We start from the raw sequence: 14,913 nt of genomic DNA, 5'->3' as shown, positions 1-14,913 counted from the left end.
CCCGATACGGCCGACGCGCGCCGCGGTGACCAGCACACCGGACTCAGGCGCTGGGCGAGGCGATCAACCCGAACTCCACCGGCGAGGCGAGCAGCGGATGCTGCGGCAGCACCCGCACGGTGTAGCCGACCGCTCCCGACAGCGGGACCGGCGTGGTGACGGTGAACTGTTCGATGCCGCCCTCGGAACCCGCGTGCGCCATCGGCACGGTGGTGGTGTCGGTGAGATCGTCGCTCGACGTGACCCGCCCCAGCACCGCCTGCACCGTGACATCGGAGACCGCGAGCCCGCCGAGGTCGACCTTCGCGGTGAGCGACAGTTCCGCCCCGATGATCGGGGTGTCGGGCAGCCCGGAGCTGTCCACCTGCACGACCTTCACCGACGGCCACGCCGCCTCGGCCCGCTTGCGGTACTCCGAGATCTCCCGCGCACCGGCGAACTCGTCGGCGGCGGCCGTGCGGAACGCGGTGGCCGCCGGACCGTAGTACCGCACGGCGTAATCGCGAACCATCCGCGTGGCCAGCACCTTCGGGCCCAGCGTCTCCAGCGTGTGGCGCACCATCTCGGCCCAGCGCGTCGGCAGGCCCGCGGCGTCGCGATCGTAGAAGCGCGGCGCTACGGTGCGTTCGAACAGTTCGTAGAGCGCGGCCGCCTCCAGGTCGTCGCGGCGGTGCTCGTCGGACACGCCGTCGGCGGTGGGGATGGCCCAGCCGTTCTCGCCGTCGTACATCTCGTCCCACCAGCCGTCGCGGATGGAGAGGTTCAGCCCGCCGTTGAGCGCGGACTTCATGCCCGAGGTGCCGCACGCCTCGAGCGGGCGCAGCGGATTGTTCAGCCACACATCGCAACCCCAGTACAGGTACCTGGCCATCGACATGTCGTAGTCGGGCAGGAAGACGATGCGATGGCGCACCTCGGAGTCGTCGGCGAACCGGACCACCTGCTGGATCAGCGATTTGCCGCCGTCGTCGGCGGGGTGGCTCTTGCCTGCGACCACCAGCTGCATCGGGCGCTCGGGGTGCAGCAGCAGCGAGCGCAGCCGGTCGGGATCGCGCAGCATGAGGGTGAGGCGCTTGTAGGTGGGCACCCGGCGCGCGAATCCGACGGTGAGCACGGCGGGGTCGAAAACATCGTCCACCCAGCCCAATTCGGCCGGAGCGGCACCGCGCTGCAACCACGACGCGCGCACCCGGCGGCGCACCTCGGCGACCAGCAGGGCGCGCAGGCTCTCGCGGGTCGACCACAACTCGCCCAGGTCGGCGTCGCGCAGCCGCTCCCAGCCGCGCGCCTCCTGCACGAACTCCGCGCCGAAGTGCTCGCGCGCCTTGTCGATCCATTCGCGCGCGGCCCAGGTGGGCGCGTGCACACCGTTGGTGACCGAGCCGATCGGCACCTCCGACGCATCGAAACCGGGCCACAGCGGCGCGAACATCTCGCGGCTCACCTCGCCGTGCAATCGCGATACGCCGTTGGCGCGCTGGGCGAGTCGCAGACCCATGTGCGCCATGTTGAACACCGACGGGTCGGCCTCGCGGCCGAGCGCCAGGATGCGATCCACCGAAAGTCCCGGCAGCAGCGCGGATTCCGACTCACCGTGCGCGCCGCCGAAGTAGCGGCGCACCAGCGGCATCGGGAAGCGGTCGATGCCGGCGGGGACGGGCGTGTGCGTGGTGAACACGGTGCCCGCGCGCACGGCGGCCATCGCCGTATCGAAATCCAGTCCGGCGGAGACGTATTCGCGGATGCGCTCCACGCCCAGGAAGCCCGCGTGCCCCTCGTTCATGTGGAACACGTCGGGGTCGGGCAGCCCTTCGGCGCGGGTGTAGGCGCGCACCGCGCGCACCCCGCCCACGCCGGCCAGGATCTCCTGCTTGATGCGGTGGTCCTGGTCGCCGCCGTAGAGCCGGTCGGTCACCGCGCGCAGTTCCGGATCGTTCTCGGCGATATCGGAATCCAGCAGCAGCAGCGGCACCCGCCCCACCTGCGCGACCCACACCCGCGCCCGCAGCACCCGGTGGTCGGGCATGCCGACGTGGACGAGCACCGGCGACCCGTCGCTGGTGAGCAGGCGCAGCGGCAGGCCCTGCGGGTCCAGCGCCGGATAGTGCTCGATCTGCCAGCCGTCGGCCGACAGCGACTGGCGGAAGTACCCGGAGCGGTAGAGCAGGCCGACGCCGATGAGCGGCAGGCCGAGATCGGAGGCGGCCTTGAGGTGGTCGCCGGCCAGGATGCCGAGGCCGCCGGAATAGTTGGGCAGCACCTCGGTGACGCCGAACTCCATGGAGAAGTAGGCCACGCCGCGCACGCCGTCCTCGTCGTCGCGGCGCTGGAACCAGGCGGGTTTGTCGAGGTAGTCCCGGAGTTCGGCCGCGGCGGCGTCCACCCGCGCGGTGTAGGCGGGGTCGGCGGCGAGTTCGTCGAGCCGGGCGGCGGGCACCTCGCCCAGCATCCGCACCGGATCGTGCCCGACCTCGGCCCACAGGTCCCGATCGAGTTCGGCGAACAGATCCTGGGTGGGCCCGTGCCAGGACCAGCGCAGGTTCGTGGAGAGTTCGCCGAGAGCCGAGAGCCGCTCGGGCAGGTGGGCGCGGACGGTGAACCTACGGAGAGCCTTCACCGGGTAGACCCTACACGGACGGGCACCGCGCCGCCGGTCGCGCGCCACCCTCGAAGACCCTCCCGACCAGCGCCTTCACCGGTGACGAACTCACTCGCCGCCGAACTTCTCAGCCGTGTACTCGGCGCTGAACTGCTCGGCGAACGCACCGCTCGGCGGGATCTCGGTGATCACGTCGATGAGCACGCCGCTGGGATCGGCGACGATGAAGTGCCGCTGGCCGAACTCCTCGCTGCGGATCTCGAGTTCGGCGCGCAGCCCGCCCTGGGTGACCAGCCGCTCCCACTCGGCGTCGACGTCGTCGACCTCGAAGTTGAGCACCAGGCCCCGGACCGGCGTGCGGTAGCCCTCGGGAATGGTCGGGTGGGTGTGGTCGAGCAGCGCCAGTTCGTACTCGCGCTCGCCGTCGGCGGCCGGGCGCCGCAGGCTGATGTACCAGTCCGCCTCGAAGGTGATCTCGAAGCCGAACCACTTGGTGTAGAAGTCGCGCGATTCGGCGACGCGGGCGGTGGCGATGACGGGGTAGAAGCTGCTGATCTTCATGACCGGAACCTTTCACGTACCGTTGGTATGTGAAGTAAGCTAGTCGACATACCGACGGTATGTCAAGAGGAGGATCCGATGTCCCTGCGCGCCAAGCAACGCGAGGAGACCCGCAACACCCTGCTGCGCGAGAGCAGGCGCTTGTTCGCCGCGAAAGGCTATGGGGCCGTGGGCCTCTCGGAGATCGTCGCGGCCGCCGGGGTCACCAAGGGCGCGCTGTACCACAACTTCGCGGGCAAGGCCGAGCTGTTCCGCGCCGTGCTGGACCAGGTGCAGCAGGAGGTCGGCGAACGCGTCGCGGCGATCGCCGACGCCTCCGGCGACGCGTGGGACCAGCTGGTCAGCGGGTGCGAGGCCTTCCTCACCGTGAGCGCCGACCCGGAGATCCAGCGGATCATGCTCATCGACGGGCCCGCCGTGCTCGGCTGGCACGAATGGCGCGCGATGGACGAGGCGAACTCCGGGCGCCACCTCGGTGAGGCGCTGCTCGCGGCCATGGACGACGGCCTGCTCGCCCGCCAGCCCGTCGAACCGCTGGCCCACCTGCTGTCCGGCGCGATGAACGAGGCCGCGCTGTGGCTGGCCACCGCCCCCGAACCCGACGCGCTGGCCGAGACCACCGCCGCGCTGCGCCGGGTGCTGGCCGGGCTGCGCGAGCGCGCCGACGCACCCGTCCGGCCGGAGCGAGCGGGCGCCAGCGGGTAGGTTGGTCCGCGTGACCGGCCGCATCGCCATCGATGACACCGCCCCGTCCATCCCCGGTGGCCGCCCGGCCAAGGCCGTGGTGGGCGAGGTCTTCCCGGTGCGCACCGTGGTGTGGCGCGAAGGGCACGACGCCGTCGCCGCCACCCTCGCCGTGCGCGCCCCCGGCTCGTCGCGAGCCACCCGCATCCGCATGACGCCGGACTACGAGCCCGACGTGTTCAACGCGACGTTCGTGCCGAACACGCCCGGGGCGTGGACGTTCCGCGTGGAGGGCTGGAGCGATCCGCTCGCGACATGGCGGCACGCGGTCGAGGCGAAACTGGCCGTCGGCCAGAGTGCCGCCGATCTGGCCAACGATCTCGAGCTCGGCGCGCGCCTGTTCGAGCGGGCCGCCCAAGCGCTGCCCAAGGCGAAGTTCGAGAAACTGCGCGCGGCGGCGGCCGCCCTGCGCGGCGAGGAGCAACTGCCCGCGCGCGTGGCGCCCGCGTTCAGCGCGGAGGTCGCCGAGATCCTGCGCGTCACCCCGCTGCGCGAACTCGTCACGCGCGGACCGCAGCACACCGTGCAGGTGGAACGGCAGCGCGCGCTCTACGGCTCGTGGTACGAGTTCTTCCCGCGGTCGACCGGTGGCCGCGACGCCGAGGGCAGGCCCGTGCACGGCACCTTCGCCACCGCCGCCGCCGAACTGCCGCGCATCGCGGGCATGGGCTTCGACGTGGTGTACCTGCCGCCCATCCATCCCATCGGCCGGGTGAATCGCAAGGGCCGCAACAACTCCCTCACCGCCGAACCCGGCGACGTGGGGTCGCCCTGGGCGATCGGCGCCGCCGAGGGCGGCCACGACGCCGTGCACCCGGACCTCGGCACCGAACGCGATTTCGCCGAATTCGTCACCGCCGCCGCCGAACTGGGCCTGGAAGTAGCGCTGGACCTGGCCTTGCAGTGCGCGCCGGACCACCCGTGGGTGGCCGCGCACCCGGAGTGGTTCACCACGCTGCCCGACGGCACCATCGCGTTCGCGGAGAACCCGCCCAAGAAGTACCAGGACATCTACCCGGTCAACTTCGACAACGACCCCGACGGCCTCTACGCCGAGGTGCTGCGGGTGGTGCGGCACTGGATCGGGTTGGGCGTCAAGATCTTCCGCGTCGACAACCCGCACACCAAACCCGCCGACTTCTGGGAGTGGCTGATCGCGACGGTGCGGCGCACCGATCCCGACGTGATCTTCCTGTCCGAGGCGTTCACCCGCCCCGCCCGCCTCTACGGCCTCGCACGGCGCGGATTCAGCCAGTCCTACACGTATTTCACCTGGCGGGTGGCCAAGTGGGAGCTCACCGAATTCGGCACCGAGCTGGCCGCCAAGGCCGACGAGGCCAGGCCCAACCTGTTCGTCAACACCCCCGACATCCTGCACGAGAGCCTCCAGCACGGCGGTCCCGGCATGTTCGCCATCCGCGCGGTGCTGGCCGCCACGCTGGCGCCCACCTGGGGCGTCTACTCCGGCTTCGAACTGTTCGAGCACCAGGCGGTGCGGCCGGGCAGCGAGGAGTACCTGGATTCGGAGAAGTACGAGCTGCGCCCCCGCGACTTCGCCGGCGCGCTGGCCCGCGGCGAGTCGCTGGAGCCGTGGCTGACCAGGCTCAACGAGATCCGCCGCGCGCACCCCGCGCTACAACAGTTGCGCTGCTTGCACTTCCACCACGTGGACAACGACGCCCTCATCGCCTACTCCAAACTCGACCCGGAGACCGGCGACGCGGTGCTCACCATCGTCAACCTCAACCCCTACGGCGCCGAGGAGGGCCACATCTCCCTCGATCTGCCCGCCATCGGCCGCGAATGGCACGACCACCCCGTGGTGCGCGACGAGGTGAGCGGCGAGGAATACCACTGGGCGCAGACCAATTGGGTGCGGCTCGACCCGGCGAAGGCCGTCGCGCACATCATCGCGCTGCCGCCGGTACCCGCGCCCGCGCGGCTGCCTCTGGCGTACCGGAAGTCGTTCCGATGAAGCGGGGGGCGGTCATCCGGCGGCGCGATCTGATGTTGCTCGCGGCGGGTACCCATCCCGACCCGCACACCGTCCTCGGCTCCCACGCCCACCCCGACGGCACCGCGGTGCGAGTGTTGCGTCCGCACGCCGAAAAAGTCGAGGTCCGCGTGGGCGGTATCGACCACCCGCTGGCCTCCCAGGGATACGGGGTGTTCGCGGCGGTGCTGCCGTACCCGGATCTGATGGACTATCGCGTCGTCGCCAGTTACCCAGGGGGACAGACGATCATCTCCGCCGACGGCTACCGCTTCCTGCCCACCCTGGGCGATCTCGACCTGCACCTGATCGGCGAAGGCCGCCACGAACGACTGTGGGACGTGCTCGGCGCGCACCCCCGCCACTACACGACGCTGGACGGCGAGGTCGAGGGCACGTCGTTCGCGGTGTGGGCGCCGAATGCGCGCGGCGTCACCGTGATCGGCGATTTCGACGGCTGGAGCGGCAACACCGCGCCCATGCGCGCCCTCGGCTCGTCCGGGGTGTGGGAGGTGTTCCTGCCGGGCGTGGGCGTCGGCACGAAGTACAAGTACCGCGTGCACGGCGCGGACGGACGCACCGTCGACCACGCCGACCCGTTCGCCTTCGCCACCGAGACCCCGCCCGCCACCGCGTCGGTGGTCACCGCGAGCTCTTACACCTGGCACGACGGCGAATGGCTCGCCCGCCGCGCCGCCACCGACCCCACGCGCGCGCCGATGAGCGTGTACGAAGTGCACCTCGGTTCCTGGCGGCCCGGCCTCGGCTATCGCGAAATGGCCACGCAGCTGGCCGATTACGTGCGCGCCGCCGGATTCACCCACGTCGAACTGCTGCCCATCGCCGAGCATCCGTTCGGCGGTTCCTGGGGCTACCAGGTCACCTCGTACTACGCGCCCACCGCGCGCTTCGGCTCCCCCGACGACTTCCGCGCCTTCGTCGACCACCTGCACGCCGCCGGGATCGGCGTACTGCTGGACTGGGTGCCCGCGCACTTCCCGCGCGACGAGTGGGCGCTGGCCCGCTTCGACGGCACCCCACTCTACGAGCACGCCGACCCGCGCCGCGGCGAGCAACTCGACTGGGGCACCTACATTTTCGACTTCGGCCGCAACGAGGTGCGCAACTTCCTGGTGGCCAACGCCAACTACTGGCTCGACGAGTTCCACATCGACGGCCTGCGCGTCGACGCCGTCGCTTCCATGCTGTACCTGGACTATTCGCGCGCCGAGGGCGAGTGGGAGCCGAATATGCACGGCGGCCGGGAGAATCTGGAAGCCGTCGACTTCCTCCAGGACCTCAACGACACCGTGCACCGCGCCCACCCCGGCGCGGTGACCATCGCCGAGGAGTCCACCGCCTGGCCCGGCGTCACCCGCGGCACCGACGTGGGCGGGCTCGGTTTCACCATGAAATGGAACATGGGCTGGATGCACGACACGCTGGGCTTCCTGGCGCGCGACCCCATCCACCGGTCCTGGCACCACAACGAGGTCACCTTCTCGCTCATGTACGCGTGGAGCGAGAACTACCTGCTGCCGATCAGCCACGACGAGGTCGTGCACGGCAAGGGCACGCTGTGGACGCGGATGCCCGGCGACGACTACGCCAGGGCCGCGGGCGTACGCGCGCTGCTGGCCTACATGTGGGCCCACCCCGGCAAGCAATTGCTGTTCATGGGACAGGATTTCGGCCAGTTCCGCGAGTGGTCCCACGACCGCGGGCTGGACTGGGGCGAGCTGGACAACCCCCTGCACGCGGGCATCGCCGCCGCCGTGCGCGACCTCAACGCCGTCTACCGCGCGCACCCGGCGTTCTGGAGTCAGGACACCACACCGGGCGGCTACTCCTGGCTCGAGGCCGACGACCGCGAACGCAACGTGATCGCGTTCCTGCGCTACGCCTCGGACGGGTCCGTGGTGGCGTGCGTCTACAACTTCTCCGGCTCGGTGCACGGCGAGTACCGAGTGGGCCTGCCCGTCGCGGGCGAATGGGCCGAGATACTGAACACCGACGCCACCGAGTACGGCGGCGCCGGTGTCGGCAACTACGGCGCGGTGCGCACCGAGGAGATCCCGTGGCACGGCAGGCCGTTCTCGGCGGCCGTGACGATCGCGCCGAACAGCGCCGTCTGGTTGGCCGCGCCCGCGGGATGATCCGTCAGTAGAGCGCGGCGGCCAGCTTGCGCCGGGCCGCGACCACGAACGGTTCGGCCTGGTCGAACAGCTCGAACAGCTCCAGCAGGTGGGTGCGCGCCTTGGTGCGCTCGTCCCCCGCAGTGCGCTTGACCACGGCGATGAGCCGATCGAACGCGGCCTCGGGCTGTTGGCTGAGCAGTTCCAGGTCGGCGGCAGCGATGGCGGCGTCCACGTCGGCCGGGTTCGCCTCGGCGGCGGCCAACGCCGACTCCGGAACCTGCTGGGCCCTGGCGAGGAAGCGCAGCTGCCGCAGCGCGCCCGCGGCCTCGGTGTTGTTCGGCTCGGCGGCCAGGATCGCCTCGTACGCGGCTTCCGCGCCGGCCAGGTCACCGCGCTCCAGCGCGTCCTCGGCGGCCGTGAAGCGCGGGTCCTCCACCGGACGCTCCTCCTGCACGCCACCCTCGAGCTTGCCCGCGACGGCGTCCAGCACGGCGTCGAGCCACTGGCGCACCTGCGGCTCCGGCTGCGCGCCTTCGAAATCGGCGAGCGGCTGCCCGGCCGCGATAGCGATGACGGTGGGGATGCCCTGCACCCGCAGCGCCTGCGCGATGCGCATATTGGCCTCGGCCTCGACGGTCGCCAGATCCCACGTGCCGCCGTCGGCCGCGACCAACCGCTCCAGGGTGCGGACCAGTTCGACGCTGCCGGGGCTGCGCTGCGAGTACAGCGCGACCACCACCGGCACCTGCATCGAACGGCGCAGCACCTTGGTCTCGAAATCGGTCTCGGAGACCGCGTGGTCGCCACCGGAACCGCCGGAGGCGCCGGCGGGCGGCTGCTTCAGACTGGACAGATCCACCGCGCCGGACATTGCGGCAGCGACGGCGGGCGAAGGACGGCGTGCGGCTGGTCGAGTCACGGTTTCCAGTGTGTCACGACGCGGCGCGCACGGCTCCCGCGGAGTCGGTCGATCCGTCGGTGCTCAGCTCGGCCAGATGACCGTTGCGGGCGGCCCAGATCTCGAACACCACGGTGGCGAACGGCGGGATGCTCGACACCAGCGCGGCGACGGTGACCTTCCAGTTCCAGCTCAGCTCACGGGCGGTGACCAGCGTGACGAGCAGGAACAGCACGAAGACGATGCCGTGGGTCATTCCGAACACCTTGACCGGCCACAACACCGGCTCCGGCAGCCGCTTGAAGACCATGCCGACGATCAGGAGGGCCCAGGAGATCGCCTCGAGCACGGCGATGAAACGGAATCGCTTGGCGACAGTGCTCAAGTCGAAGAAATTTCCCATGGCGTCCATTCTGCCCGATTCACTACAGGGTGTCGTAGTCGATCGTGTCACACTCGCGTGCCCGCGGTCCGGCCCGCGTGTATACGAGCCGGACCTGCGGAAACAGCTCAGACCCGGACGATGAGCGCGTCGCCCTGACCGCCGCCGCCGCACAGCGCGGCCGCGCCCACACCGCCACCGCGGCGCTTGAGCTCCAGCGCCAGGTGCAGCACGATGCGCGCGCCCGACATGCCCAGCGGGTGGCCGATGGCGATGGCGCCGCCGTTGACGTTCACCTTCTCCGGATCGATGCCCAGCTTGCGGGTGGAGGCGATGCCGACCGCGGCGAACGCCTCGTTGATCTCCACCAGATCCAGATCGGCGGGCGAGATACCCTCGCGCGCACAGGCTTTGGCGATGGCGTTGGCCGGCTGGTCCTGCAGGGTCGAGTCCGGGCCCGCGACGACGCCGGCGGCGCCGATCTCGGCGATCCAGCTCAGCCCCAGCGCCTGGGCCTTCTCCTTGCTCATCACGACCACGGCGGCGGCGCCGTCGGAGATCTGCGAGGCGGTGCCCGCGGTGACGGTGCCGTCCTTGCGGAACGCCGGGCGCAGCTTGCCCAGCGATTCCACCGTGGTGTCGGCGCGGATGCCCTCGTCGGCGCTCACCAGCACCGGATCACCCTTGCGCTGCGGCACCGCGACCGGCACCACTTCCTCGTCGAACACGCCGTTCTTCCACGCCGCGGCGGCGCGCTGGTGCGAGGCGGCGGCGAACGCGTCCTGATCCTCGCGGCTGATCTTGTCGGTGTCGTTGCGCGTCTCGGTGAGCGCGCCCATCGCCTGGTCGGTGAAGATGTCGTGCAGGCCGTCGTAGGCCATGTGGTCGCGCAGCGTCACGTCGCCGTACTTGAAGCCCTCGCGGCTCTTCTCCAGCAGATGCGGCGCCCGGCTCATCGACTCCTGGCCGCCGGCCACCACGATCTCGTACTCGCCCGCGCGAATCAGCTGATCCGCCAACGCGATCGCGTTGATCCCCGACAGGCACACCTTGTTCAGCGTCAGCGCGGGCACGTCCATCGGGATGCCCGCCGCCACCGCCGCCTGGCGCGCCGGGATCTGGCCCGCGCCCGCAGTGAGCACCTGGCCCATGATCACGTAGTCCACCTGCTCCGGCGCGACCCCGCCCTTCTCCAGCGCGGCCTTGATCGCGAACCCGCCCAGATCCGAACCCGAGAAGTCCTTCAGCCCGCCCAGCAGCCTGCCGACCGGGGTGCGCGCACCGGAGACGATGACGGTAGTGGTCACGACGAGCCTCGCATTCGTAGGTGGATCCCGCCGCGCCCTCGCACGGCGACGGCACGGCGTCAAGTCTGGTACCCCACGGTAGCCTGCCCGGCCCGCGTGGCCGCGCGCAGGTAGGCGCTACCGTCGAGTCGTGAGCACCGCGAACAACACCTCCGAAATCGTTCCCGGCGACTACGTCGTCGCCGTCGACCACGTCGGCGTGGCCGTCCCCGACCTCGACGCCGCGATCGCCTGGTACACCGACAATCTCGGCATGATCGAGACCCACCGCGAGGTCAACGAGAGCCAGGGCGTGCACGAGGCGATGCTGTCGCTGCCGGGCGCGCACGACGGCGCGACGGCCCTGCAGTTGCTGGCTCCGCTGAACGCCGAATCCACCATCGCCAAGTTCCTCGATCGCAGCGGCCCGGGTCTGCAGCAGCTGGCCTACCGCGTCACCGATATCGAGGCCGTCTCCGCGCACCTGCGGGCACGCGGCCTGCGTTTGCTGTACGAGGCGCCGCGGCACGGAACCGCCGATTCCCGCATCAATTTCATCCACCCGAAGGATGCTGGCGGTGTGCTGATCGAGTTGGTCGAGCCGAACCCGAATGTTACGCACTAGTATCAAGATCGGGCCCGCAAAACTCATCCTGATCACATTCGCAGTCGAGTCACCATCGGGTCCTTCTAGGCTGTAGTTTGTGTGCCATGTCGTCACCTGAGTCCGATCGCAATCGCTTCGTTGCACTGCCCTTCACCGTTGTGCGCAAGGGTTATGCGCAAGACGAGGTGCGTAACTACTTCGACCGCTTCGATGCCGAACTGAGGGTCACCGCCACCGACCGCGACGCCGCCGCGGCCCAGGCGCGCAACCTCGCCGCCCAGCTCGAGGACGCGCGGGACGAGATCGACGAACTCCGCAAGGAGGTCGACCGGCTCTCGGTTCCGCCGACCACCGCGGAAGGCATGTCCGATCGCATCTCCCGCATGCTGCGGCTGGCCTCCGACGAGGCCAGCGAGGTCCGGGCCCTGGCCCAGGCCGAGGCCGCGGAGATGGTGTCGATCGCCGAGCAGCAGGCCACCGAGATGCGTGGCAAGTACGAGTCGCTGCTCGCCGAGACGAAGGAGAAGCGCGAGGCGCTCGAGATCGAGTTCGAGCAGACCCTCGCGAACGCACGCACCGAGTCCGCGAAGATCATCGAGGCCGCGCAGGCCGAGTCCGACCGCATCGCCAAGGAAGCCGAGGCGAAGCGCAAGGCCGCCCAGCAGGACTTCGAGGTCACCATGGCCGAGCGCCGCACCAAGCTCACGCGCGCCATGGAGGAGCTCGAGGCCACCAGCCGCGCCGAGGCCGCCCAGCGGATCAAGGACGCGACCGATGAGGCCAACCGCCTCATCACCTCGGCCACCCAGACCTCGGAGCGCAAGATCGCGCACGCCAAGGAACTGGCGGAGGAGATGCGCGTGCTGCGCGGCCGGGTGCTCGCCCAGCTGCTCGGCATCCGCGGCCAGCTGGACTCGGTGCCCGCCATGCTGGCGGCCGTCAACCGGGAAAGCGAACTGCTGGACGGTGTTCCGGAGCAGCGCAAGTCGATCAACAGCGGCGGCAACAAGTCGGTGACCGGCTCGCGCAATAACACCAAGGCGATCCCCGAGGTCACCAACGAGGACGCCGAACTCGACGCCGACGAGCGCGAGAACGCCGACATCGCCAACTGACGTCAGCCCTTCCACGCGACGGCGGTACGACCGAACTCAGCCGAAGGCCGCTCCCGGATCCCGGGGGCGGCCTTCCTAATGGGCGGACGAACCCGGCATACCGCGCCGACCGCGTGAACCTCGCTTACCTCGGAATCAGGACCAGCGCCGCGTGATCCGCCGGGTATGCCTGCCGTTCCAGCAGCCCCGATGCCAGTGCCTGCGATCGTCCATGTCCCCATCGCGCGGCCACGCCACGATGTGCGCGACGCCGGGCGGAATCTCGTGGTCACAGCCGGGGCAGCGATAGGTCTTCAGCGCGCGGGCGGCCGGAATCGTGCGCACGGCGTAGTCCTCGTCGCCGTCCGGACCGGCCTCGGTGCGGCCGAAGACATCGCCGAAGCCGAGGCCGTCGGCATACCGACGGCTCACCTCGGTGTCTCGGCGCGGTTTACGGCGGGGCATGATTCGAGGGTAGAACGAAGACGCGCCGGTGGTGCCATCGGCGCCTTGCGCCGCCCACACGGCGGAGTGCCGGCCTGCCGCACAGACACAGGACAAGCCGCAGCACGATCCTCCCCCGTCGCGGCGCTGGTTTGCCGTCTCCAGTGGCGACGCGGAGAGGGCTGAGGAGAGGCGGCATTCGGCGCCCAACACAGCCGTCCGCGGAGCGGCCCGGATGGGGCCTGAGAAGAGCCAGCACTCGGCACCCAGCGCGGCGGCCTGGAGAAGGCTTGGAATGGGCGGGAACTCAGTGCCCAGCGCGGGTCCCGACCGGGCGCAGAGAACGGGCAGAACTCGGCACTCAGCTTGGCGCCCCTGTCGCGGGGCGAGAAGGGGTGAGGAGAGGCAGAATTCAGTGCCCTGCGCAGGGGGCACCGATCGCGGTGCGAGAAGGATCAGAAGAGCCGAACGGCGCCCAACCCGGCCTGCCCGCACGCGGCGGGGAGGAGGAGGGCCGAATCAGACACCCAGCGCAGTGCCACGATCGCGGCGCGAAGAAGGGCTCAGAAGAGGCGGAATTCGGTGCTCTCCGTGCCGCGCAGCGCGTCGTAATCGAGTGTGAGGCAACGGATGCCGCGGTCCTCGGCGAGGGTGCGTGCCTGCGGCTTGATCTGCTGGGCGGCGAACACCCCGCTGACCGGCGCGAGCAGCGGATCGCGGTTGAGCAGGTCCAGGTAGCGGGTGAGCTGTTCGACGCCGTCGATCTCGCCGCGCCGCTTGATCTCCACCGCCACGGTGGCGCCGTCGGCGTCGCGGCAGAGCAGGTCCACCGGGCCGATGGCGGTCATGTACTCGCGGCGCACCAGGGTGTAGCCGGGGCCGAGGGTCTGCACGTGTTCGGCCAGCAGCTCCTGAAGATGCGCCTCCACACCGTCTTTCACGAGTCCGGGGTCGATGCCGAGGTCGTGCGAGGAGTCGTGCTCCACGTCCTCGATGGTGATGCGCAGCTCCTCACCCCCCTTGTTGGTGACAACCCACAGCGCCTTGGTGCTGTCCGGCAGCTCGGCCGCGACGGGGTCGCGTTCCTCGAGCCAGCACGGCGGGCTCATCCAGTTCAGCGGCTTATAGGAGCCGCCGTCGGAGTGCACGAGCACCGACCCGTCGGATTTGATCATCAGCAGCCTGCGGGCCATCGGAAGGTGGGCGGTCAAACGACCGACGTAGTCGACCTGGCAACGAGCAATCACAAGGCGCACCGGTCGAGTCTAGGCCCTCACGGGTTCCGCTCCGGAACCCGCCCGCTCAGGACACGGGCACGAAGCAGTAGGTAGCCGGCTCACGTTCGTCCACGTGGTCGATCATCGTGATCGGGATCCACTCCATCGCGGCGCCGGGCTCCTCGGGCGCCAGGAAGTCGCACGCGTCCTCGTCCGCGATCCCTTCGATCTTCTGATGGAGGCGTCCGCCCGCGCGACAGTCCGTCTCATACTTCCGGTAGGTGCCCGACCTGCTGTAGCAGTGCCCCACAATGAGATTCAGCGCGGCGCACGAATGTGCGGTAGCACCCTTGCCGTAGTGCTTGCCTTGGGTGGTGATCCGCATTTCGACGCCGGCGTCACAGTTCACGTCGAGACCCGTGCCGGTGATGATCTCCGACTCGACCACCTTGAAGATCGCCGACGGATCCGAGCAATCCTTCGTCTTCAGCGGCTCGTGGAGATGCAGAACGCCGGCCACTTGGTCCGTGCACGTTCCGACGATCGGGATCTGCATCGGCTCGGAGTTCGACGCGGAGAACACCCCGGACTGTGCCAGCACCGCCGTGATCAAGCCGCCGACGAGAACGACCACCCCGAGGATCACGAACAGCACGATAGCCCCGGAACCCTTCCGCCTCGGTGGCGGCGCTTGGCGCGGGTAGCCGGGCGTCAGATAGCCCTGCGGTGATGCGCCCGGGGCTGGGTGGCCGTACGGCGGATAAGCCTGCGGCGGTGGCGAATACGGCGGTGGCGCAGGGGCCGGATGTGCTTGCACCGGCTCAGGCTTGCTGAACCCACCCTGATAGTTCAATTGCACTCCACCGCTTGCGGATTCGTCGACAGCCGACCGCAGCATGGCAAGCCCGCGCCGCCGAATACGTGTGCCGGGGAACCGCGTAGGGGAAGGG

12 protein-coding genes and 1 pseudogene are annotated in these 14,913 nt (G+C 69.9%); 5 read left to right on the top strand and 8 right to left on the bottom strand.

Annotated features, from left to right (window positions below; genetic code table 11):
* Positions 1-43: 43 nt before the first annotated feature.
* Positions 44-2,617, bottom strand: coding sequence for an alpha-glucan family phosphorylase (gene glgP, locus DFR74_RS32995; RefSeq protein WP_067512615.1), 2,574 nt, complete (start codon positions 2,615-2,617; stop codon positions 44-46).
* 90 nt (positions 2,618-2,707) lie between these two features.
* Positions 2,708-3,160 (bottom strand): VOC family protein, encoded by a 453-nt coding sequence (locus DFR74_RS32990; RefSeq protein ID WP_067512614.1) that lies wholly within the window; start codon positions 3,158-3,160, stop codon positions 2,708-2,710.
* Positions 3,161-3,238: 78 nt separating this feature from the next.
* Between DFR74_RS32990 and DFR74_RS32985 the strand changes: the two genes are divergently transcribed.
* Genes DFR74_RS32985 through glgB form a run of 3 tightly spaced genes read left to right on the top strand, consistent with a single transcriptional unit; the run spans position 3,239 to position 8,053 of the window.
* Positions 3,239-3,865 (top strand): TetR/AcrR family transcriptional regulator, encoded by a 627-nt coding sequence (locus tag DFR74_RS32985; RefSeq protein ID WP_067512613.1) that lies wholly within the window; start codon positions 3,239-3,241, stop codon positions 3,863-3,865.
* Between the two features lie 10 nt (positions 3,866-3,875).
* Positions 3,876-5,879, top strand: coding sequence for an alpha-1,4-glucan--maltose-1-phosphate maltosyltransferase (locus DFR74_RS32980; protein WP_067512663.1), 2,004 nt, complete (start codon positions 3,876-3,878; stop codon positions 5,877-5,879).
* Positions 5,876-8,053, top strand: a complete 2,178-nt coding sequence (gene glgB, locus DFR74_RS32975) for a 1,4-alpha-glucan branching protein GlgB (protein WP_067512611.1) — start codon at positions 5,876-5,878, stop codon at positions 8,051-8,053. The genes DFR74_RS32980 and glgB overlap by 4 nt, the downstream gene beginning before the upstream one ends.
* Positions 8,054-8,057: 4 nt before the next feature.
* Here the strand turns inward: glgB and DFR74_RS32970 are convergent, their stop codons facing one another.
* The 3 genes from DFR74_RS32970 to DFR74_RS32960 form a co-directional block, all read right to left on the bottom strand.
* Positions 8,058-8,906: a tetratricopeptide repeat protein gene (locus DFR74_RS32970; RefSeq protein ID WP_067512609.1), complete on the bottom strand. Its 849-nt coding sequence runs from the start codon at positions 8,904-8,906 to the stop codon at positions 8,058-8,060.
* A gap of 61 nt (positions 8,907-8,967) precedes the next feature.
* A complete protein-coding gene (locus DFR74_RS32965) occupies positions 8,968-9,345 on the bottom strand; it encodes a DUF3817 domain-containing protein (protein WP_067512607.1) in 378 nt (125 codons plus the stop codon).
* Positions 9,346-9,443: 98 nt separating this feature from the next.
* Positions 9,444-10,622, bottom strand: coding sequence for an acetyl-CoA C-acetyltransferase (locus tag DFR74_RS32960; RefSeq protein ID WP_067512605.1), 1,179 nt, complete (start codon positions 10,620-10,622; stop codon positions 9,444-9,446).
* A gap of 130 nt (positions 10,623-10,752) precedes the next feature.
* Between DFR74_RS32960 and mce the strand changes: the two genes are divergently transcribed.
* Together mce and DFR74_RS32950 are read left to right on the top strand one after the other, a co-directional pair.
* Positions 10,753-11,226: a methylmalonyl-CoA epimerase gene (gene mce / locus DFR74_RS32955; protein WP_067512603.1), complete on the top strand. Its 474-nt coding sequence runs from the start codon at positions 10,753-10,755 to the stop codon at positions 11,224-11,226.
* 86 nt (positions 11,227-11,312) lie between these two features.
* A complete protein-coding gene (locus DFR74_RS32950; RefSeq protein ID WP_067512601.1) occupies positions 11,313-12,323 on the top strand; it encodes a coiled-coil domain-containing protein in 1,011 nt (336 codons plus the stop codon).
* A 135-nt stretch (positions 12,324-12,458) separates the two neighbouring features.
* Here DFR74_RS32950 and DFR74_RS32945 read toward each other — a convergent pair whose 3' ends face one another.
* The 3 genes and pseudogenes from DFR74_RS32945 to DFR74_RS32935 all read right to left on the bottom strand — a co-directional run.
* Positions 12,459-12,767: an ATP/GTP-binding protein gene (locus tag DFR74_RS32945; protein ID WP_067512599.1), complete on the bottom strand. Its 309-nt coding sequence runs from the start codon at positions 12,765-12,767 to the stop codon at positions 12,459-12,461.
* Positions 12,768-13,309: 542 nt separating this feature from the next.
* A complete protein-coding gene (gene nucS, locus DFR74_RS32940; RefSeq protein ID WP_067512597.1) occupies positions 13,310-14,002 on the bottom strand; it encodes an endonuclease NucS in 693 nt (230 codons plus the stop codon).
* Between the two features lie 46 nt (positions 14,003-14,048).
* A pseudogene (locus DFR74_RS32935) lies at positions 14,049-14,913 on the bottom strand (hypothetical protein); the annotation flags it as partial.

Origin of the sequence: Nocardia puris, from assembly GCF_003315035.1 — a bacterium.
Taxonomy (GTDB): Bacteria; Actinomycetota; Actinomycetes; order Mycobacteriales; family Mycobacteriaceae; genus Nocardia; species Nocardia puris.
This window is presented reverse-complemented; position numbering and strand designations above follow the sequence as displayed.